Consider the following 19,866-nt stretch of genomic DNA (forward strand, 5'->3'; position numbering starts at 1 on the left):
CGTTAGAGCCGCAGGCCCGCAGTTTCCGGGAGCCCGGCCAGGATGTTGAGATTCTGGACAGCAGCGCCAGCCGCGCCCTTGCCCAGATTGTCCAGCGCCGCGACCAGCCGGGCCTGCCCTGTTCCCTCATTGCCGAAGACGAACAGCGCCAGCCTGTCGGTCGCGCCGACATGCTCCAGCCGCAACTGGGTCATCGCGCCGCTTTCCTCCAGCGGAGCGACCTGAACGATCGCCGACCCCGCATAGGCATCAGCGAGCGCCGCATGAATATCCGCGATCCTGGGTGCGCCCGGCATCGCGCAAAGTTGCAGCGGCACTTCCACGATCATCCCGCGATAGGCGTTCGCCACCGCAGGCGCGAACAGGGGCGGGTGCTGGAGGCCCGAATAGCGCAGCATTTCTGGGCCATGCTTGTGCGACAGGCCGAGGCCATAGGGGCGGAAGGCGGTGGGTGCGCCATCCGGCCCTTCGAACTCCGCGATCATCGACTTGCCGCCGCCTGAGTAGCCGGACGCGCCCGAAACCGTGACGGGCCAGTCCACAGGCAGCAGCCCCGCCAGCACCAGCGGCCGCACCAGCGCCAGAAAGCCGGTCGGCCAGCAGCCGGGATTGGCGACGAACCGCGCCTGCGCCAGCTTCTGGCGATGGCCCGGCTCCAGTTCGGGAAAGCCATAGGTCCAGCCGTCCGCGACACGATGGGCGGTCGACGCATCGATGACCCGCGTGCTCTCGTTCCCGATCAGCGCGACAGCTTCCCGCGCCGCATCGTCCGGCAGGCAGAGGATCACGATGTCGGCGGCGTTCAGCGCATCCCTGCGCGCATCCGCATCCTTGCGCCGGTCCTTGTCAAGCGTGACGACGGACAGTTCGGGGCGGCCCGCCAGCCGCTCCACGATTTCCAGCCCCGTGGTGCCGACGCCGCCGTCGATGAATATCTTGTGAGTCATGCGCTGATCCTCCGCCGCGCGATGATGGGGTGCGCATGGTCGTCCGCCAGCCGTGCCACCACATCGGCCAGCGGCTCGATCACCACCGCCATCCAATATGCGTTGGCATGCAACAGATTTTGCTCATCGGCCATGATGCCGACATGGCCTGGGAAGAAGACCAGGTCGCCGCGCTGCGACGGAGCATCTTCGGGGAGGGGCGAACCGATCCCTTCCCGCTGCAAATCCGTATCGCGCGGTGCGTTGACGCCGCATTGTCCCAGCGCGACCTGCACCAGTCCCGAACAGTCCACGCCGCGATGGCCGCGCCCGCCCCAGACATAGGGCTGGCCCAGATAGCGCGTCGCCACCGCAACCCAGTCGCTTTCCAGCGCATCGGAGGCGACGGCGTGCCTGCGGTGGATATAGCCGTCGCTGCACATCAGGAAATCGCCCTGCGCCTCTCCCTTGAACAATGCGCCGCCGGGCCAATAGTCGGCAATCGGCGCCTTTATGTCGGGCGCGCTGAACAGCGGTGCGGTGCCAGCGAAGATGCGGTGGTTCGTTTCCTCGTGCGTGTCCAGGGCCTCGCGGCGGACATAGCCGACATAGCCGTCATGGCCGCAAAAGCCCCATGTCCAATCGGTCGTCACGTCCAGCGCATGGAAGCTTTCGCCCCGCAGAAGTTCGCTGACCGCCGTTGCCGTCGCCGAAGGGGCCGACAGGATCGCTGCGCCCGCCGCGACGCAGGTCAGCTCGACCGCGCGCGCATAATGGGCGGAAAACAGCACCCCCGCCAGCGACACATCGGCAAGGTCCCCGCGCGCGGCATGGATGCGGCTGTCCAGGGTGACGGAGCGGCCATCCAGTTTGAAACGGGTACGTTCAGGCGGTGCCTTACGCTGAGGAGAAATCGTGGCTTTCATCGCGGCCGGTTCCTGCGATGAAATGGTGAAAGGCGTCAAGAAATTCCGCCCCCTTCGGGGTGCGGGTGATGAAAATATTGCGCCGGTCCGCCGCATCGCGCTCGCGGCGAAGGTAACCCAGCGCCGACAGCTTGTTGAGCGCGCGGGTGATCACCGGCTTGGAAACGTTCAGCGCCTCGGCCAAACCGCGCACGGTGTGCGGGCCGGCACTGATATAAACCGTCATCATCAGCGCCATCTGACGGTTGGTCAGGTCGGGCTTGCCCGATCGGACATAATCGACCAGCGTTCGCATCCATTGCCCAAGCTGTTTCAGGCCGGGGCGGTTCAGCTCAGTGGCCATGTCTGGGGAAGATGCGGCGTCCATGCCCCCCTAACGCACAATGTCTAATGCGGTTGCGTAACGGCATTGTGGCAAATGATCATTTCTGCGCAGCTCCGCCGTAGCGTCTTTGCAGCAGGTGGAAGACGGAACGCAGGCCCAGCGCTTCGCCGCCCTTGGGCCGTCCCGGACGCGGCGAGGGACGCCATGCGAACGTGTCCAGATGCATCCATTTCGCGTTCTCCGGCACGAAACGCTTGAGGAACAGCGCGGCGGTGATCGCGCCTGCGAATCCGCCTTCACCGGCATTGTTGATGTCGGCAATGTCCGATTTCAGCATTTCGGCATAGCCGTCCCACAGCGGCAAGCGCCAGCAGGGGTCATCGGCCGCCTTGCCCGCTTCCTCCATCTCCGCCGCCAGCGCATCGTCGTTGGTGAAGAGGGCGGGCAGATCCGGCCCGACCGCGACCCGCGCCGCGCCGGTCAAGGTCGCATAGTCGATGATCAACTCCGGCTCGTCCTCTCCCGCCAGCGCCAGCGCGTCGCCCAGCACCAGGCGGCCTTCCGCGTCGGTATTGCCGATCTCCACAGTCAGCCCCTTGCGGCTGCGCAATATGTCGCCGGGGCGGAAGGCGCTGCCCCCCACGGCATTTTCAGCGGCGGGGATCAGCATGTGCAGCCGGACGGCCAGGCCTGAACCCATGATCAGGCGCGCCAGGGCCAGCGCGTGGGCAGCGCCCCCCATGTCCTTCTTCATCAGGCGCATCGCCGAAGACGGCTTGATGTCCAGCCCGCCGCTGTCGAAGCATATGCCCTTGCCAACGATCGCAAGGCGCGGGTGCGACGGATCGCCCCAGCGAAGCTCGATCAGGCGCGGCGCGAAGGCTTTGTCCGCAGCGCGGCCGACCGCGTGGATCATGGGGAAGCCCTGTTCCAGCGCATCGCCTTTTGTCACGGTCAGGGTAGCGCCGAACTCGTCCGCGACCTTGCGGGCGGCCTCTTCAAGCTGGGGAGGGCCCATGTCGGCGGCAGGTGTGTTCACCAGATCGCGGACAAGCGCAACGGCTTGCGCAAGCCTTACGGCGGCGTCGATCTTCGCCACTTCCCCCGTCAGCAATATGCGCGGGCCGGATGCGGCGTCATCCTTGCGGTAGCGGTCGAAGCGATATTGGGCGGTCAGCCAGCCAAGCATCGCCGGGCCTGCCTGCGCATCCGCAAGGCGATAGTGCCCCTCAGGCAGCACCTCCGCCAGCTTGGCCAGGCACCATGCGCCCAGTTCCGCATGATTGGCCACGCCCGCGACGACCGACCAATCTCCGGCGCTTTCGCCCGGTACGATCGCATGTTCATAGCCTTTTCCGCTGAACTTCTGCGCCGCGATGACGGCCCAGACGCGATCGGGCTGCGCCGCCAGCCATGTTTCGAAGCTTCCAGCATCCACAATCTGGATCATATGGGCTGGCTGGTTGTTATCGGCTTTGATCAGGTCGGAAAACTGCGTCATGCCATGAACTCTGAACAATGGCGGCAAGGTTGGGAAGCGGAATTTTCGTCGCTGGGAAGGCTCATCATGACGGCTGGGCCTTTGCCAACTGCGCTCGCCGGGTCTAAATTGGAACCACGGGTAAAAAAGGAGAAAAGCGATGATGCATAGCGAAGACAGCCGTTTACAGGCGCTGCGCGCCCGCGCTTACGCCTTGGCCGAAAGCGGGCGCTTCGATGGCGCCCATGCCGTGGAGCAGGCGCTGGTGGCGGAAGGCTGGCCCAACGCCGCCGCCGCGCTGCAAAGCAGCTATACGCGCAAGGCGATCAGCGAGCGCTGTCTGGCGGCGGCCAAAGCGCATTGAGCACCGCATCGATGTTGCTGACGGGGCCGCTCGCTGGAGCGGCCCTGCTGCTGTGCGCCTGTTCTCCCTCCAGCCAGAATGAAGCCAAGGGTCAGGATGGTGCCGCGGATGTCGCCACCACCAATTTCCTCAACCGCATGGCGGGAGCGGAAGCGCCGCGCCCTGCACCGGCCAAGCCGTTCGAGCAGTCGGAAAAGACCGAATTGCTGGAATTCCTCTATGCCTGGCCCGCTCAGGTGTCTGCCGTGCCTGACCTTGCGGCCAAGCTGCGCAAGGACATGACGGAGGGGAAGGCCGACGCATTGAAGATGGCGGAGCAGGACCGGAAGGGGGCGCGTCAGTCGGGCTTTCCTTTTCACGCGCATAGCCTGGAAACCCGCTGGACGGTGACGGCGGACACGCCGCGCTTTCTGGCGCTGCAATCGACCAACTATAGCTATACGGGCGGCGCACATGGGATGACGGCTTACAAGGCCCTGTTATGGGACAAGGCGCGCCGCCGGGAAACCAGCTTTCCGGCGCTGATGACATCAGAGGCCGCATTCGCCGCTGCGATTCGCGACCGCTTTTGTGACGAATTGGACAAGGCACGGGCGGAGAAGCGTGGCGAACCTGTCACGCGAGGCGGGGACGATCCCTTCTCCGACTGCATCGATCCGATGAAGGAAGTGCTGACGCCCGCGTCGAAGGGCGGCAAGCTGATCGAAGGGGTCACCGTGATGATCAGCCCCTACAGCGCCGGTCCTTATGCGGAAGGAAGCTATGAAGTGTTCCTGCCGGTGGACGCCGCGATGCGCAAGGCGATCAAGACGGAATATCAGGACGCTTTCGCCGCGCCGGGGTAAGCTGCCTCAACGGGTGGCGGGCACGCCGTAAAGGTCGTGCTCGTCGGCATCTTCGATCAGGACGTCGAAAATGTCCCCGGCCTTTCGTCCTTCCCCGGCATCGCGCAGGAAGACATTGCCGTCGATCTCCGGCGCATCCGCCTGGCTGCGGCCCGTCGCGCCGATCGCGCCATCCTCGTCCGCTTCCCCGACCTCATCCAGGATGACGGGGATCACGCAGCCAACCTTTGCGCTGAGCTTCGCGGCGCTGATCGCGGCGGTCCGTTCCATGATCCGCTGGTAGCGTTCCTCCTTCACCTCTTCGGGCACCGCGCCGGGCAGGCCGTTCGCGGCCGCGCCTTCGACCGGCTCGAACCGGAAAGCGCCGACCCGGTCAAGCTGCGCTTCGTCCAGCCATTCGAGCAGATATTGGAAATCCTGCTCCGTCTCGCCGGGGAAGCCGACGACGAAGGACGACCGGATGGCGATATCCGGGCAGATCGACCGCCAGTTGCGGATGCGGTCCAGCACCTTGGCTTCATTGGCCGGGCGCTTCATCGCCTTGAGCACATTGGGCGAGGCGTGCTGGAACGGTATGTCCAGATAGGGCGTCAGCAGCCCCTCCGCCATCAGCGGGATGACCTGATCCACATGCGGATAGGGATAGACATAATGCAGCCGCACCCATGGCGGCGTGCCATCGGCGGTGCGCAGCTGGCCAAGCTCCCGCGCCAGATCGGTCATGTGGGCGCGGACATCACGCCCCTTCCACGACCGGCTCTCATGCCGTGTATCGACTCCATAGGCCGAGGTGTCCTGGCTGATGACCAGCAGTTCCTTCGTCCCCGCCTGCACCAGCTTTTCCGCCTCGCGCAGCACCGCGTCCACGCGCCGCGACACGAGGTCGCCCCGGATCGACGGGATGATGCAGAAGGAGCAGCGGTGGTTGCAGCCCTCGGAAATCTTGAGATAGCTGTAATGGCGCGGCGTCAGTTTCAGCCCGCCTTCGGGCACCAGGTCGACAAAGGCGTTGGGCACCGGCGGCGATGCTTCATGCACCGCATTCACCACCGCCTCATATTGATGCGCGCCGGTCACGGCCAGCACCTGTGGGAATTTCTGGCGGATCAGTTCCGCCTCATTGCCCATGCAGCCCGTGACGATTACGCGGCCATTTTCGGCGATGGCTTCCCCGATCGCCTCCAGCGATTCTTCCTTGGCCGAATCAAGGAAGCCGCAGGTGTTCACGAGCACGACGTCCGCGCCCGCATAGTCGGCCGACATCTGATAGCCGTCGGACCGCAGCTTGGTCAGGATGCGCTCGCTGTCGACCAGTGCCTTGGGACAGCCCAGCGACACCATGCCGACCTTCGGCGCTTCGGGAATTTTGGTTGCCATGATCGGCGCGCACATAGTGATTTTCGGGGGCCATGTCACCAATAGCCTTTGTTGCGGCGGAGTCAGGCGGGATTGTGCGGTCCGTCATGCTCCACGCCCGCCACGATCTCGATGATCATGTCGCCGCTCTGCAACTGCGCGGCACCGGGTTCCCAAAAGCCGATGACCTGCGTTCCGCGATAGATGCGCACGCCCAGCCCCGTTCGTATCGCCGACAGCGGCCCGCCGACCTCTTCGGGCATGACGCATCGCTCGTGCAGACGCACCTGTCCTCCCGTAGCGGCAAGGTCGGCCATATAGTCGGCGATGTGCGGCCCGCTGGTGCTGCCCGCCAGCAGCAGCCCGGCAAAGCTGACCGGATTGATCACGGTCGTCGCCCCCGCCTGGCGCGCGGGCAGTTCATTATCCTCGTTGCGCACCACGATGCTGATCGGCAGGCGCGGCGCGAGATGGCGGGCGGTCAGCGTGATCAGGATCGACGTGTCGTCCCGTCCCGCCGAAACGATCAGCGTCCGCGCGCGATGGACCGCCACGTCCTTCAACGTCCGGTCGCGCGTGGAATCGCCGCACATGACGTTACAGCCCAGATCTTCCGCCTGGATCAGGGCCTTTTCATCCGGGTCCACGACGACGATCTCGCGCGGATCGACGCCCCGCGCCAGCAGCTCATGCACCGCTTCGCTGCCGCTGGTGCCAAAGCCGGTCACGATGATGTGATTGTGCAGATCGGCCTGAATGCGAGCCATGCGCCACCTGTAGAGGATGTTGCGGAAAAACAGATTATAGGCCGTGCCAAGGAATATCAGCCATACGAACAGCCGGATCGGCGTGACCAGCAATGCTTCGAACAGCCGGGCTTCCGGGCTGACCGGCACGATGTCGCCATAGCCCACGGTCGTCACCGTCACGGTGGTGAAGTAGAGCACGTCGATGAAGCTGATCCGGCCGTCCAGATTGTCCTTGAGGCCGTCGCGACCCACCCAGTGGATCGCCAGCACCACCGCCACCAGGCCGAACACCAGCGCCACGCGCCAGGCAAGGTCCGCCCAGACCGGCATGGATGACCTGCGCCTGAGGAAGCCGGTCATGGCCAGCGGCGGGCGCATCGGCGTGATCCTCATGGGCGGCAACGCGCCGATGCCGCGTCCATGTGCAGGCCGGAAAGGAAGGGGCGGGGCATTCGCGCCACCCTAATGCAGCCCGGCCACGCTTTCCATCCCCGCCAGCGGGTCAGAGGCCGAAGGCCTGCGCCGTCGCGGCCAGCGCGCTGTCCTGCGTCAGGTCGTAATGCAGCGGGGTCACCGTCACATATCCATCGGCGATGGCGGCAAGGTCGCTGCCTTCGGGCACGGCGGCGCTGCTGCCAAGGCCGAACCAGTAATAGCGGTAGCCGCGCGGGTCCGTTCCCTCCACAATGTGCGTGCGGCCCACATCATGGAAGCCCTGCCGGGCGACGCGGATGCCCTTGACCTCATCCGGGTCGATCGCGGGGAAGTTGACGTTGAACAGCATGCGCGGACTGGCGGGCATCGCGATCAGCGGGCGCAGCACCTTTTCGCCCCAGGCGCTGGCGGCGGCGAAAGGCACGCTGTCCGCCATGCCTTCCCGCGCATAAACCTGGCTGAGCGCGATGGACTTCATGCCGGAGATCGCGCCTTCCATCGCAGCCGACACGGTGCCCGAATAGGTTACGTCCTCCGCCAGGTTGGCGCCCCGGTTGACGCCGGACAGGATCAGGTCGGGGCGGCAATCCTTCATCAGGTGACCGACTGCCATCATCACCGCATCGGTCGGCGTGCCGGTGACGCTATAATGCTTGTCGCCATGCTTGCGAATGCGCAGGGGGCGGGTCAGCGTCAGGCTGTGCCCGGCGCCTGATTGCTCCTCGCTCGGCGCGACGATCCAGATATCGTCCGACAGGGTGCGCGCAATATCCTCCAGCACCTTGAGGCCAGGCGCATGCACGCCATCATCATTGGTGAGCAGGATGCGCATGGATAACCTAACCTCCGTTGGGGTTGAGCTTCGTGATCCCGCCCATATACGGCGCCAGCACGGCGGGCACGATGACGCTGCCATCCTCCTGCTGGTAATTTTCCAGCACCGCGACCAGCGTCCGCCCGACCGCCAGTCCCGATCCGTTCAGCGTGTGCAGGAAACGCGTCTGCTTCTCACCCTCCGGCCGGTAGCGCGCATTCATGCGCCGGGCCTGGAAATCGCCGCAGTTCGAGACGGAGCTGATTTCGCGGTAGGTCTGCTGGCTCGGCAGCCAGACCTCCAGATCATAGGTTTTGGCGGCGGAAAAGCCCATGTCGCCGGTGCACAGCAGCATCTTGCGATAGGGCAGTTCCAGCGCCTGCAATATGCCTTCGGCCGCCGCGCACATCCGCTCATGCTCCGCCGCCGATTCATCGGGCGCGCAGATGGCGACCAGTTCCACCTTCTCGAACTGATGCTGGCGGATGAAGCCGCGCGTGTCGCGCCCCGCCGACCCCGCTTCCGACCGGAAACAGGGGGTCAGCGCCGTCAGCCGCAGCGGCAGATGGTCCACCGGGACGATCTGCTCTCGGACAAGGTTGGTCAGGCTGACCTCCGCCGTCGGGATCAGCCAGCGGCCATCGGTCGTGCGGAAAAGATCCTCGGCGAATTTCGGCAACTGCCCGGTGCCGAACAGTGCTTCGTCGCGCACCAGCAAGGGCGGATTGACTTCCTCATAGCCATTTTCGCCCGTTTGCCGGTCCAGCATATATTGGGCGAGCGCGCGATGCAGCCGCGCCATCGGTCCGCGCAATGCGGCGAAACGCGCACCCGACAAAGCGGCCGCGCCTTCAAAGTCCAGTCCTAACGCCGGGCCGAAATCCGCATGGTCCTGCGGCGCGAAACCGAAATCGCGTGGCGTGCCCCAGCGGGCGATCTCGACATTATCCGCCTCGTCCTGGCCGCCGGGCACATCGGCGGCCGGGATGTTGGGCAGGGCGGCCAGAAGCGCTTGCAACTGATCGTCCAGCGCGCGGTCTTCATTTTCCAGCGCGGGCATGCGCTCCTTGAGCGACGCGACTTCCGCCTTCAGCGCCTCTGCCTTGGCAACATCCTTGGCCGCCATCGCCTGACCGATCGCCTTGCTCAATTCGTTGCGGCGCGCCTGGCCCTGCTGCAACTCCGTCTTGATCGCGCGGCTGCGTTCGTCGAGCGGCAGGATTTCCGCGCTCTGCGGAGCCATGCCGCGCCGGGCGAGGCCAGCGTCGAAAGCAGCGGGATTTTCACGGATGAAGCGGATGTCGTGCATGGGTCAGCCCTATGCCGTTCCGCGTTGAACCGCGCAACCCTGCGCGCCGATGTCCGTTGACAGGGCGGCAGACAGAGAAAGGAGCCTTCGATGTGGATCGATCATGATGCGATGGTACTGGTTGCGGACGGACGCAAGATGCTGTTCTTTCGGAACAAGGGCGACCGCTTTGCTCCCAATCTCGAAGCGGAGACCGTCAAGTTGCAGGATAATCCCGCCGACCGGGACCAGTCATCAGACCTGTCGGGCCAGGCGCCCTCGACCATCGGGGGGCAGGCGACGATGGGCAAGACCGACTATCATGCCCAGGAAGAAGCGCGCTTCGCCGCCGAAGCGACCGACCTGTTGAAGCAACGCGCTCTGGCGAACGAGTTTGAAAAGCTGATCGTGGTGGCTCCGCCAGCAGCGCTTGGCGAGATGCGCAAACATTATCACAAGGAAGTGCAAAGCCGTCTGGTGGGAGAGATCGCCAAGGACCTTGCCAACCATCCCGTGCCGGAGATTGAACGGATCATCGCCCAAAGCTGAACCGGCGCGGGTCGAAAATGACAAAGGGGCGGCTCCGCTGGGGCCGCCCCTTTTGTTCATGCGTCTCGCCGTGTCAGGCGGCTTGCGCCTTCCGCTCGGCAAAGCGCCGCCGGGCCACCAATGCCACGGCCGCCGCGCCGAACAGCAGAACCATCGGCGGCGCGGGAACATCCGTCCCGCCCGTGCTGGTCGATGTACCGCCTGAGGTGCTCGATGAACTGGACGTCGAGCTGCTGGTGGAGGAGCTGGACGAGGTGGACGAAGAGGTCGAGCTGGAAGTGGACGAGGAAGAACTGCTCGTCACATTGCCGCTCGACGTCGACACATTACCGCTGGACGTGGAAACGTTACCACTCGACGTAGAGACATTGCCGCTGGACGTAGAGACATTTCCGCTGGAGGTGGACACGCCGCCGGTCGATGTCGAAACGCCGCCGGTGGACGTGGACACGCCGCCCGTCGAGGTGGAAACGCCCCCCGTGGTCGAGCTTGTGGAACTGCTGATGCCGCCGGTCGAACTGCTGGTAGAGGAGATCACGATCGATCCGCCGCCTCCGCCGCCGCTACCCCCGAAGAAGCCGCCGATGAAGCCGCCGCCGCCGAAGGCAGGTCCTCCCGCCATCACCACCGGAGCGCCGCCGCCGCCCCCCGACATCACCGGCATCTCGCTTGCCACCATGGGGGGAGGCAGCGGCACCGGCGGGGCCTGGGTCGTTACGGTGATGGTCTGCGGGGCGCAGGAGGTGACGGTCTTCACCACCTTGCGCTTCACTGGCCGGGTGACATGGCGCCGCGGAGCGGCCTTCGCGCTCTTGTTGCTGTGGACCCCCGCGGGACGAGCGCTTTCCGCGACATGAACCGCACCGCCGCCGATCAAGGCTCCGCCGCAGGTGCATGCGCATAATTTAGCCAATGCCATCCGTACCGACATAGTGATCCACTCTTCTTTGTCTTCTTGTTCTTCCGTCCAGTCACCGCATGCCGGTAATGGCCGTAGAACAATCCCCTTCATGCAAAAATGCAAAAGAGCGCATTAACTTCAATGGCGTTAACTCTGAATGCCGGGGTTAAGTCGAGAGAAATTCTTAATGGCGTTCAATCAAGATGGTTAACGTCCCATTGTGGAACGGCTTTGGGCGAACAATCGTCTCTTAACGGGGTCATGGCGCCTCCATGTCGTGAAGGTGCCGGGCCGCCACCGGTCTCTCACTGGCGTGTGCGGCGGCTGAGTCGCTTTCGGAATGGGCGCTTGTGTCGCCCGGCGCTGCTGGCTATTAGGCGCGCTCAACCATAAGTCACGGCTCCGCAAATCAAACATGAGGGGGCCTATCGAGTCGGAGAGCCAGATGGCATCGGTCCTGAATTCCGATAATGACGGCCAAAATCCGCCAAAATCGGCTGTACTACTTCCCGCCGACTATCGTCCGTCGCCTGACGAAGAGTTCATGAACCCCCTGCAACTCGAATATTTCCGCCAGCGGCTGCTGGACTGGAAAAAGCAGATATTGACGGAGGCGGAAGGCACGCTGGCGGTTCTCCAGAACGAGCCGCTGCGGGAGCCTGACCTCAACGACCGCGCGTCGAGCGAGACCGACTGGTCGATCGAACTGCGCACCCGCGATCGCCAGCGCAAGCTCATTTCCAAGATCGACGCCGCGCTCCGCCGCATTGACGAGGGCGAATATGGCTATTGCGAAGTGACCGGCGAACCCATTTCGCTGGGCCGTCTGGAAGCCCGTCCGATCGCGACCATGACCGTTGAGGCCCAGGAACGGCACGAGCGGCAGGAAAAGGTTTCCCGCGACGATTAACCCTTTGTCCACCGGCTCATGGCAAGTCCGTTAGAAACAGCGGGCATCCCAAGGGTTGATGATGGACAGCGAACAAGATTTGGGTGAGCGGGGTCCGGCGCGGACCGGTCCCAGGGACAGCCTGTTCCTGCTCACCAGCCTGGAGTCCACCGAAGGCGCTCCCCTTGGACGCGCGCGGGTGCGCAACCTGTCCGCCACGGGCATGATGGCCGATTGCGAACGGCCGGTGCCTGCGGGCATCGACCTGCTGATGGAATTGCGCGGCATCGGCTGGATTCGCGGCAAGGTCGTCTGGTCACGCGACGACAAAATAGGCGTTGAGTTCGCCCATGAGATCGACCCGCACATGGCGCGCAAGCCTGTGTCCCGCGATACGCAGCGCCAAGCGCCCATCCATTTCCGCCCATCGAGGACCAGTCGTTAGCAATCGCCGCCTGCGGCCGCCTCTACACATGAGCAGTGGAACAGCGCCTGTCGAAGGAATGCAATGGGCGGGCGGCGGAGGACTGACCGGCGATGATGCCGCCCAGTCCCTTCGCCTATGCCGGGCTCAATTTCGCGCCGACATTTCCTCCTTCAGCCGCAGCTTCTGCTTTTTGAGCGAGGCTACCAGGATCGCGTCAGGCATGGGCCGACTCGTCTCCGCCTTGATGCGTGCCTCAAGCCCTGCATGCTTGGCCGAAAGAGCTGAAATGTGGCTATTTTCCATGACATTCTCCTTGCGAGGGTGATGGATGGATGAGTAAATCATGAATCTTCGGCTTTGTCCCCATGCGAACTGTGCTTTGCGGCGGGCCGCCCCAAATTTTGCGATGGTTCGATGGGCGGAGCCAAGCTATCAGGGACAGCCGGAAAAGGGCGTGGAAAGCGAGGGCGGGTTGAGCCGGGAAGACATCATGCGTCGGCTGGAACTGCTGCGGGTCGAGCACAGGGATCTCGATGGCGCGATTGGCGCGCTGGTGGGCAGCGGAGCGGGCGACCAGATGCAGGTCGCGCGACTCAAGAAGCGCAAGCTGCGGCTGCGCGACGAAATCGCGCTGCTGGAAGACTCGCTAATCCCCGACATCATCGCCTGACGGCTCGGTTGCCGGGAGATCGTGGTTAATTCCGCGCCAGAACGGCCCCGAATGGGACAGGCCGCGCAACAGGGTGCGCCTGGGCCTGACAAGCCATATCTTTTATGTCAGGAATGCAGCATGTCTCCCACTCCGTTCCTTGATCGCGGTCTGCACCGGCGTCTTGTCGACGGCCTGTATCTGGAAGCCATGGTCATGGCGGATGAGGCGCGGTCCTATTTCGATATGCGCGAAGCGGAAGAGGAGGGGATCGACGATCCACTGCGCCGTGTATCTTTCGCCTGCGAATCGCTCAAGGTGACTACCCGGCTGATGCACATCATCGCCTGGCTTCTCAGCCAGCGGGCCTGGCAGCGGGGGGAGATTGGGGATGCGGATCTGACCGACGAAAAATACCGCCTGGGCCGCGCCACCGGCACCGACCCGGAGGTGGCGGCGGCCTTCCCCTTCGCGGCAAGGGCGCTGATCGAGGCGAGCCAGGAACTATATGAGCGCGTCTCCAGATTGCAGGACAGCATGGACAAGATGGCGCGCCCCCGGCCGCAGCAACTGACCAGTCCCGCCCGCGCATTGATGGACCGGCTGAACACGGCTTTTTGAACCCGGCCGGTTGACCATCCATGTGCCGATACGCTCTGGCGCTTGCCCGTCCATATGGTCTAGACCATTGATATGAACACCGGTTTGCGGACCAACTGCCGCATTTCAGGCATGCCGCAAGCTGCTCGACTTATCTTCGCGCCGCTGCTGCTGTTGGCGCATCCCGCGCATGCGCAGAGTGCTGCCCCGCCCCCAGCAAACGGGGAGGAGCAGACCCCGCTCGATCCCATGCCCGATATTGGCATTGCCTGGCCCGATCTGGAGCAGCCTGATAGCGTAGAGTCCCTTCCCGCTGAAGAGACGGCGGACATGCCCGTGGCCGATGAGCCGGAACTTGCTACTGAAAGCAAGGATGAGGCAGCGGCAGCCGAAACCGATCTGGCTGGTGCGTTCGCCGATCCTGCCCAGGAACATCGCTATACGGTACAGTTGAAGGGCGTGGAGGAGATCGCCGACGCGCAGTTCGACGCGCGCTTTCGCGAATTGTCGGCGCTGCGGCTGGGGGAGGACAAGCCCGCCAATCTGGCCCAGATCAACCGGCGCATTGCGGAGGATACTGAGCTTCTGGACCGGCTGCTGCGGGCCAAGGGCTATTACGCCGCCCGCATCCGCTCCTCCGTCGCCCCGGCGGGTGAGGACCGGTTGGCCGTTTCCTTCCGCATAGTGCCCGGCACGCTCTATCTGCTGTCCTCAGTCGATCTGGAGGGACTATCGGCCGCAGGCGAGCGGGAAGCCAAACTGCGCAGCGCCTTTCCGCTGAAGGTTGGCGACCCGATCGACGCCGATGCGATCCTGTCGGGGCAGACAGCGCTGTCGCTTGCACTCGCGGAAAACGGCTTTCCCTTCGCCAAGGTGGGTGAGCCGGAAGTGCATATCGATCATGAGGAACGCAGGGGCGACTTAGACATCGTGGTCTCTCCCGGCGTCTATCGCACCTTCGGCACGATCCTGCTGTCGAACGACGATATATTCAGCGCCCGCCATGTGCAGCGCATCGCCCGGTTCCGGCCGGGCGACCCCTATATGGCGTCCGATGTGGAAGACCTGCGCAACGCCATCATCGCGACCGGCCTTGCCTCTGCCGTCACACTGACGCCCAGGGATGCGGGCGATGGCGAGCATGTGAATCTGGCCGTGGATGTGCGGCCCGCGCCGATGCGGACGGTCGCCGGAGAACTGGGGTACGGCACGGGCGAAGGTTATCGCGCGGAGGTCAGCTGGCAGCACCGCAACCTCTTCCCGCCCGAAGGGGCCGTGACGGTGCGCGGGGTTCTGGGGACGCAGGAGCAGACCGCTTCCTTCACCTACCGGCGCAACAATTTCCGCCGCCGTGACCATGTGCTGACCGGGCTGGTGTCGGTCAGCAATATCAAGCGCGATGCCTATGACGCGCGCACCATAACCTTGTCCGGCGCGCTGGAGCGGCAGACCAACATCCTTTTCCAGAAGAAATGGGTATGGCGGATCGGCGCTGAGGTCATCGCGTCCGACGAAAAGGACGCTTTCAGCGGCGGGGACCGGCGCACTTTCCTGATCGGCGCCGTGCCGCTCAGCCTGACCTATGACGGCAGTGACGACCTGCTCAATCCCAGCACGGGTTTCCGCTTGGGCGGACGCGTCAGCCCGGAACTGTCCTTCCAGAACAGCACCTTCGGCTATGCGCGCGTGCAGCTGGACGGGAGCGTCTACCAGCCGGTGACCGATCGGGTGGTGGTGGCCGCGCGCGCGCGTTTCGGCACCATATTGGGATCGACGGTCGACCGCATTGCCCCGTCGCGGCGCTTCTATGCGGGCGGCGGCGCGTCGGTGCGCGGCTATGGCTATCAGGCGATCGGCCCGCGCGATTCCAGCAATGATCCGATCGGTGGCAAGAGCCTTGCCGAATTTTCGCTGGAATCGCGCATACGCTTCGGCAATTTCGGCGTGGTTCCGTTCGTGGACGCAGGCAATATCTCAACCAGCTTCCTGCCGCGCTTCCGGGACCTGCGGATCGGCGCTGGCATCGGGGTGCGCTATTATAGCAGCTTCGGCCCGATCCGTGTCGATGTGGGCACCCCACTCAATCCGCAGAAGGATGATCCGAAGATCGCCGTCTATGTCTCGCTGGGACAGGCCTTCTGATGGCGGACGGCGATCCTCAGGCCAAACGCCAACGTGCCTGGGACGGCAGGTGGCAGCGCTGGTTTGCGGGAATGCTGGCCCTGCTGCTGTTCACCGGTGTGGGCGCGCTGGCCTGGCTGGACACGCCTTCGGGCCACCGCTTCCTCATATCGCGGATCGCACGGATCGCGCCGCCGTCAGGGCTGCGCATCCATGTCGACCGCATCGAGGGCAGCATCTACCGCCGGGCGGTGCTGCACGGCCTGACCTTGTCCGATCCGAAGGGGCCCTTTCTGGATGCGCCGCGCGTGGAGCTGGACTGGTGGCCTTTCGCATGGCTTTCCAACCGGCTCGACATCGACCGGCTGGTGATCCCCGCCGCCACCTTGCACAAGCTGCCCAAGCTTAATCCGAGCCAGAGGGAAGGGCCGATCCTTCCCGGCTTCGATATCCGCCTGATGCAATTTTCCATTCAGCGGCTGACGATCGGCAGGAACATCACCGGGCGTGTGCAGCAGGCGACGATCAGCGGGGACGCCGACATTCGGGACCGGCGGGCGGTGATAGACCTTTCCGCGCGGTCACTGGACGGTGACGATGCGCTGAACATCGCGCTCGACAGCCGCCCCGATGACGACCGCTTCGATCTGGACGTGACGCTCAACGCGCCCAAGGGCGGCGTGTTGGCGGCGATGGCTGGCCTGCGGCAGGACGCCAATTTGCGGGTACGCGGGGAAGGAAGCTGGACCCGGTGGGATGGCCGCCTTTCCGGCACGCTGGATGGTGACCCGGTAGTCGATCTTCAGCTTGGCGCAAGGGGCGGGACCTATTCGGCGACCGGCTCGATCGAAGGATCGGCGATAGTGAGGCAGGGGCTGATCCAGCGCCTTTCCGCGCCCCGGCTGGCGGTGAATGCCAAGGGTGCGATGAAGGACCGGCGGATCGATGGCTTCCTGTCGCTGACCTCCGCCGCGCTGGAGCTGAACGCCGACGGGGCGCTCGACCTGCGCAACAATGCGCTCGACAATGTGCTGGTCGATGTGAAGCTGGCTCGCCCGCAAGCCTTGCTTAAATCAATGCGCGGACGGGACGTGACCGCGCGCATCCGCCTGGATGGACCGTTCGCGGCCTTCGGCTATGAATATCTGTTGCGCGCCCGCCAACTGGCGTTCGACCGCACGATGATCAGCGACGTGCGCGCCCAGGGAAAGGGCCGCAAGGCGAAGAATGGCCCGGCACTGATCCCGATTCAGCTCAAGGCGCGGCGGCTCGATGGCCAAGGGGAGCTGGTAGAGGGCATATTGCGCAATTTTTCGCTGGATGGCGTGCTTCAGATCAAGGGCCAGCAAATCGTCAGCAATCCGATGACGATCCGTTCGGACAAGCTGAGCGGCAGGCTGCTGATGCTCGCGGACCTTAAGACCGGCCGCTATGATTTCGGCCTTGATGGTCAGATCAGGGGCCTGGCGATCCGGGGACTTGGCATAGTGGATCTTGTATCCCGCCTGCGCGCAGTGCCCGGTCCCAAAGGCGCGTTCAGCCTCAGCGGCAATGCGTTGGCGAAGATGCGGCGGCTGGACAACAGCTTCCTGCGGTCGCTGGGCGGGGGCCTGCCAACGCTGCGCAGCGGCCTGTCGCTGGGACCTGACGGACGGCTGATCTTCTCCGGTCTGCGGCTTGAGGCCCCCTTGCTCAGGCTCTCCGCGGAGGGCTACCGGCGGCGCGACCGCACATTCCATTTCGAAGGCAGCGGCACCCATGACCGCTATGGCCCCTTGCGCCTGACGCTGGACGGCCGGATCGAGCGGCCTGCGGTCGACCTGCTGCTCCAGCGCCCGTTGGATGCGCTGGGCGTCACCGATCTGCATGCACGGCTGACGCCGGTCGATGCCGGATATGGCTTCACTGCCGAAGGAGGTTCGACGCTGGGGCCGTTCACTGGTGATGGCATGATCCTCTTGCCGCGCGATGGGCAGGCCGTGGTGCGGGTGGCGCGCCTTGCCGTATCCGGCGTCATCGCGAGCGGCGATCTTCTTCCGGTGACAGGCGGGCTTGATGGCCGGCTGGCGGTAACCGGGCCTGTCGCGGGCTTCATCGGCTTTGCGCCAGTGAATGGCGTGCAGCAATTGGTCATGAAGCTCGATGCCACGGATGCGAGCTTTGCAGGCCCGGCGGCGATCTCGATCCGGCGCGGCAAGCTGAACGCGACGATCCTGCTCGATCCGGCTGGTACGTCGGTCAACGCCGCCGTGCAGGCGCGGGGCTTGCGCGTGGGCGGCCTGCTTGTCGGGCGCATGACGGCCAATGCTGAACTGGTGGGTGGCCGGGGCGTCGTTCGGGGCAGCCTGTCGGGCCAGCGTGGACGGCTGTTCGACATTCAGGGAGAGGCCAATGTCGAACCTGACCGCATTCGGCTGACTGCCAAGGGCACGGTGGATGCCCGTCCGGTTCGCCTGACGCGCATAGCGGTCTTCACGCGTACGGAAGGAGGATGGCGGCTTTCCCCCGCGACGATCAGCTATGCGGGCGGCTCGGTGCAACTGGGCGGGGAATTGAGCGGCGCGACCACGCGGGTGGAGGCGCGGCTCAACAAGCTGCCGCTGTCGCTGCTCGACATCGCCTATGACGATCTGGGGCTTGGCGGCACCGCGACCGGCGCGCTCAGCTACATTCATACACGCGGGGGACTGCCCAGCGGCACGGCGGAATTGCGGGTGCGCGGCCTTTCCCGCTCCGGCCTGTCGCTCAGTTCACGTCCCGTCGATGCCGGGGTCAACGCTATCCTTTCGCAGGACCGGCTGGCGACCCGCATGGTCTTCGCCGCTGATGGGCAGACGATCGGCCGCGCCCAGGCTCTGCTGACGCCGCTGGGCAGTGAAGGCAGTCTGGTAGAGCGGCTGAACCGCGCGCCTCTATTCGCGCAGCTTCGCTTCAAGGGGACGGCCGATACGCTCTGGCGGCTGACAGGGGTGGAGATCGTCGATATCTCCGGCCCGGTCAGCGTTACCGCCGATGCGCGCGGCACCTTGGGCAATCCCGTCATCGCCGGATCGCTGGCGACGGACAAGGCGGCGATCAACAGCGCGGTCACCGGCATGCGCCTCAGCGGCGTCAGCGCGCGCGGGCGCTTTTCCGGCGCGCAGCTCGTCATTTCGGATTTCTCGGCCACGGCCCGCAACGGCGGCAAGGTGACTGGCACCGGTAGCTTCACCTTCGCGGGCATTGGCGGCGTGGCCATGGACCTGCGGTTGCAGGCGGACGATGCCGCCTTGCTGGAACGCGACGATATCGCCGCTACGGTGAGCGGGCCGATAACGCTGCGGTCCGACGGTACTGGCGGCGCTATCGGCGGCGACCTGATCCTCAACCGCAGCCGTTTCACCCTGGGCAGAGCTGCGGCGGTGGCGCAGATCCCCGAACTGCGCGTCACCGAAACGAGCCGTAACGGCGATGAGATAGAGCGGCCGCGCACGCGGCAGCCTTGGGCACTGGCGATCAAGGCACGGGCGCGTGATCGCCTGACCGTCACCGGCCTTGGCCTCGACAGCGAGTGGCGCGCGAATCTGGACATTGGCGGCACAGTGACCAGCCCCGCCATTTCCGGCCGGGCGGAACTGGTGCGCGGCGGCTATACCTTCGCGGGCAGGCGGTTTGAACTGCGCGAGGGCAAGATCCAGTTCGACGGGCGCACGCCGGTCAATCCGTCACTGGACATCGATGCCGAAGCTGACGTCAATGATCTTACAGCGACCATCCATGTGGGCGGCACGGGCCTTAAACCCGACATCAGCTTCACCAGCGTTCCCGCATTGCCGCAGGATGAGTTGTTGTCCCGCATCCTCTTCGGCACGTCGATCACCAACCTGTCCGCGCCAGAGGCGTTGCAGCTGGCGTCGGCGGTGGGATCGCTCCAGGGCGGGGGCGGGCTGGACCCGATCAACGCGGTGCGCAAGGCAGCGGGGCTGGACCGGCTGCGCATCATCGCGGCCGATCCAGCGCAAGGGCAGGGCACGTCGCTGGCGGCAGGCAAATATCTGACGCGCAAGACCTATGTGGAGCTGATCACCGATGGGCAGGGCTATTCCGCCACTCGTATCGAATATCAGGTGACCCGCTGGCTATCCCTGCTGGCCGCCATATCCACACTGGGACGGGAAAGCGCGAACGTTCGCATTTCGAAGGACTATTGATCCCGCCACGGAGCTGTAGCGGACCGAAGCCT

At 64.8% G+C, this 19,866-nt stretch carries 19 protein-coding genes; 10 read left to right on the plus strand and 9 right to left on the minus strand.

Features of this window, described 5'->3' with window-relative positions; all coding sequences use genetic code 11:
• Positions 1 to 2 precede the first annotated feature (2 nt).
• From argC to L288_RS31560, 4 genes are read right to left on the minus strand one after another with little or no spacing between them, the layout of a single operon-like run.
• A complete protein-coding gene (gene argC, locus L288_RS31545) occupies positions 3 to 947 on the minus strand; it encodes an N-acetyl-gamma-glutamyl-phosphate reductase (protein ID WP_021238206.1) in 945 nt (314 codons plus the stop codon).
• Positions 944 to 1,852 (minus strand): C40 family peptidase, encoded by a 909-nt coding sequence (locus tag L288_RS31550; protein WP_021238207.1) that lies wholly within the window; start codon positions 1,850 to 1,852, stop codon positions 944 to 946. Before L288_RS31550 ends, argC begins: the two co-directional genes overlap by 4 nt.
• Complete coding sequence (locus L288_RS31555) at positions 1,824 to 2,219, minus strand: MarR family winged helix-turn-helix transcriptional regulator (protein WP_030541482.1); 396 nt, start codon at positions 2,217 to 2,219, stop codon at positions 1,824 to 1,826. The genes L288_RS31550 and L288_RS31555 overlap by 29 nt, the downstream gene beginning before the upstream one ends.
• Positions 2,220 to 2,274: 55 nt before the next feature.
• Entirely contained in the window at positions 2,275 to 3,678 is a 1,404-nt protein-coding gene (locus tag L288_RS31560) for a leucyl aminopeptidase family protein (protein ID WP_021238209.1), read from the minus strand.
• Between the two features lie 139 nt (positions 3,679 to 3,817).
• Between L288_RS31560 and L288_RS31565 the strand changes: the two genes are divergently transcribed.
• Both L288_RS31565 and L288_RS31570 read left to right on the plus strand, forming a co-directional pair.
• Entirely contained in the window at positions 3,818 to 4,021 is a 204-nt protein-coding gene (locus L288_RS31565; RefSeq protein WP_021238210.1) for a hypothetical protein, read from the plus strand.
• 11 nt (positions 4,022 to 4,032) lie between these two features.
• Positions 4,033 to 4,866, plus strand: coding sequence for a DUF4163 domain-containing protein (locus L288_RS31570; RefSeq protein ID WP_021238211.1), 834 nt, complete (start codon positions 4,033 to 4,035; stop codon positions 4,864 to 4,866).
• Positions 4,867 to 4,872: 6 nt separating this feature from the next.
• Here the strand turns inward: L288_RS31570 and rimO are convergent, their stop codons facing one another.
• The 4 genes from rimO to serS all read right to left on the minus strand — a co-directional run bounded on the left by rimO (position 4,873) and on the right by serS (position 9,529).
• Positions 4,873 to 6,258: a 30S ribosomal protein S12 methylthiotransferase RimO gene (rimO, locus tag L288_RS31575; protein WP_021238212.1), complete on the minus strand. Its 1,386-nt coding sequence runs from the start codon at positions 6,256 to 6,258 to the stop codon at positions 4,873 to 4,875.
• Between the two features lie 47 nt (positions 6,259 to 6,305).
• Complete coding sequence (locus L288_RS31580) at positions 6,306 to 7,349, minus strand: potassium channel family protein (RefSeq protein WP_021238213.1); 1,044 nt, start codon at positions 7,347 to 7,349, stop codon at positions 6,306 to 6,308.
• A 124-nt stretch (positions 7,350 to 7,473) separates the two neighbouring features.
• Entirely contained in the window at positions 7,474 to 8,238 is a 765-nt protein-coding gene (gene surE / locus L288_RS31585; protein WP_021238214.1) for a 5'/3'-nucleotidase SurE, read from the minus strand.
• A gap of 7 nt (positions 8,239 to 8,245) precedes the next feature.
• Positions 8,246 to 9,529, minus strand: a complete 1,284-nt coding sequence (gene serS, locus L288_RS31590; RefSeq protein WP_021238215.1) for a serine--tRNA ligase — start codon at positions 9,527 to 9,529, stop codon at positions 8,246 to 8,248.
• A 90-nt stretch (positions 9,530 to 9,619) separates the two neighbouring features.
• Between serS and L288_RS31595 the strand changes: the two genes are divergently transcribed.
• The 4 genes from L288_RS31595 (at position 9,620) to L288_RS31610 (ending at position 12,292) form a co-directional block, all read left to right on the plus strand.
• Complete coding sequence (locus L288_RS31595) at positions 9,620 to 10,057, plus strand: host attachment family protein (RefSeq protein WP_021238216.1); 438 nt, start codon at positions 9,620 to 9,622, stop codon at positions 10,055 to 10,057.
• A 17-nt stretch (positions 10,058 to 10,074) separates the two neighbouring features.
• Entirely contained in the window at positions 10,075 to 10,914 is an 840-nt protein-coding gene (locus tag L288_RS31600) for a hypothetical protein (RefSeq protein ID WP_236613019.1), read from the plus strand.
• A 489-nt stretch (positions 10,915 to 11,403) separates the two neighbouring features.
• Positions 11,404 to 11,868, plus strand: coding sequence for an RNA polymerase-binding protein DksA (gene dksA, locus L288_RS31605; protein ID WP_021238217.1), 465 nt, complete (start codon positions 11,404 to 11,406; stop codon positions 11,866 to 11,868).
• Between the two features lie 61 nt (positions 11,869 to 11,929).
• Positions 11,930 to 12,292 (plus strand): PilZ domain-containing protein, encoded by a 363-nt coding sequence (locus tag L288_RS31610; RefSeq protein ID WP_031304355.1) that lies wholly within the window; start codon positions 11,930 to 11,932, stop codon positions 12,290 to 12,292.
• Positions 12,293 to 12,418: 126 nt separating this feature from the next.
• Here the strand turns inward: L288_RS31610 and L288_RS42350 are convergent, their stop codons facing one another.
• Positions 12,419 to 12,577 carry a YdcH family protein gene (locus L288_RS42350; protein WP_021238219.1) on the minus strand — a complete coding sequence of 53 codons (159 nt, stop codon included), beginning with the start codon at positions 12,575 to 12,577 and terminating at the stop codon, positions 12,419 to 12,421.
• Positions 12,578 to 12,764: 187 nt separating this feature from the next.
• Here L288_RS42350 and L288_RS0121565 point away from each other — a divergent pair, with 187 nt between their 5' ends.
• The 4 genes from L288_RS0121565 (at position 12,765) to L288_RS31625 (ending at position 19,834) form a co-directional block, all read left to right on the plus strand.
• The gene (locus L288_RS0121565) at positions 12,765 to 12,944 is read left to right on the plus strand and encodes a YdcH family protein (protein WP_030541475.1); all 180 of its coding nucleotides are present in this window, start codon (positions 12,765 to 12,767) and stop codon (positions 12,942 to 12,944) included.
• 120 nt (positions 12,945 to 13,064) lie between these two features.
• Positions 13,065 to 13,544: a DUF1465 family protein gene (locus L288_RS31615; protein ID WP_021238221.1), complete on the plus strand. Its 480-nt coding sequence runs from the start codon at positions 13,065 to 13,067 to the stop codon at positions 13,542 to 13,544.
• A gap of 72 nt (positions 13,545 to 13,616) precedes the next feature.
• Positions 13,617 to 15,665 (plus strand): autotransporter assembly complex protein TamA, encoded by a 2,049-nt coding sequence (locus L288_RS31620; RefSeq protein WP_021238222.1) that lies wholly within the window; start codon positions 13,617 to 13,619, stop codon positions 15,663 to 15,665.
• Positions 15,665 to 19,834, plus strand: coding sequence for a translocation/assembly module TamB domain-containing protein (locus tag L288_RS31625; RefSeq protein ID WP_021238223.1), 4,170 nt, complete (start codon positions 15,665 to 15,667; stop codon positions 19,832 to 19,834). Before L288_RS31620 ends, L288_RS31625 begins: the two co-directional genes overlap by 1 nt.
• Positions 19,835 to 19,866: the final 32 nt, after the last annotated feature.

Source organism: Sphingobium quisquiliarum P25, from assembly GCF_000445065.1.
Lineage (GTDB): Bacteria > Pseudomonadota > Alphaproteobacteria > Sphingomonadales > Sphingomonadaceae > Sphingobium > Sphingobium quisquiliarum.

Coding starts and splice junctions, on each gene's coding strand:
- L288_RS31610 (WP_031304355.1), top strand. CDS start 11,930: ATGGACAGCGAACAAGATTTGGGTGAGCGGGGTCCGGCGCGGACCGGT.
- L288_RS31600 (WP_236613019.1), top strand. CDS start 10,075: ATGACAAAGGGGCGGCTCCGCTGGGGCCGCCCCTTTTGTTCATGCGTC.
- L288_RS31615 (WP_021238221.1), top strand. CDS start 13,065: ATGTCTCCCACTCCGTTCCTTGATCGCGGTCTGCACCGGCGTCTTGTC.
- L288_RS31625 (WP_021238223.1), top strand. CDS start 15,665: ATGGCGGACGGCGATCCTCAGGCCAAACGCCAACGTGCCTGGGACGGC.
- L288_RS31555 (WP_030541482.1), bottom strand. CDS start 2,219: ATGGACGCCGCATCTTCCCCAGACATGGCCACTGAGCTGAACCGCCCC.
- L288_RS0121565 (WP_030541475.1), top strand. CDS start 12,765: ATGCGTCGGCTGGAACTGCTGCGGGTCGAGCACAGGGATCTCGATGGC.
- serS (WP_021238215.1), bottom strand. CDS start 9,529: ATGCACGACATCCGCTTCATCCGTGAAAATCCCGCTGCTTTCGACGCT.
- L288_RS31620 (WP_021238222.1), top strand. CDS start 13,617: ATGAACACCGGTTTGCGGACCAACTGCCGCATTTCAGGCATGCCGCAA.
- surE (WP_021238214.1), bottom strand. CDS start 8,238: ATGCGCATCCTGCTCACCAATGATGATGGCGTGCATGCGCCTGGCCTC.
- L288_RS31565 (WP_021238210.1), top strand. CDS start 3,818: ATGATGCATAGCGAAGACAGCCGTTTACAGGCGCTGCGCGCCCGCGCT.
- L288_RS31570 (WP_021238211.1), top strand. CDS start 4,033: ATGTTGCTGACGGGGCCGCTCGCTGGAGCGGCCCTGCTGCTGTGCGCC.
- L288_RS31560 (WP_021238209.1), bottom strand. CDS start 3,678: ATGACGCAGTTTTCCGACCTGATCAAAGCCGATAACAACCAGCCAGCC.
- dksA (WP_021238217.1), top strand. CDS start 11,404: ATGGCATCGGTCCTGAATTCCGATAATGACGGCCAAAATCCGCCAAAA.
- L288_RS31550 (WP_021238207.1), bottom strand. CDS start 1,852: ATGAAAGCCACGATTTCTCCTCAGCGTAAGGCACCGCCTGAACGTACC.
- L288_RS31595 (WP_021238216.1), top strand. CDS start 9,620: ATGTGGATCGATCATGATGCGATGGTACTGGTTGCGGACGGACGCAAG.
- argC (WP_021238206.1), bottom strand. CDS start 947: ATGACTCACAAGATATTCATCGACGGCGGCGTCGGCACCACGGGGCTG.
- L288_RS42350 (WP_021238219.1), bottom strand. CDS start 12,577: ATGGAAAATAGCCACATTTCAGCTCTTTCGGCCAAGCATGCAGGGCTT.
- L288_RS31580 (WP_021238213.1), bottom strand. CDS start 7,349: ATGCGCCCGCCGCTGGCCATGACCGGCTTCCTCAGGCGCAGGTCATCC.
- rimO (WP_021238212.1), bottom strand. CDS start 6,258: ATGTGCGCGCCGATCATGGCAACCAAAATTCCCGAAGCGCCGAAGGTC.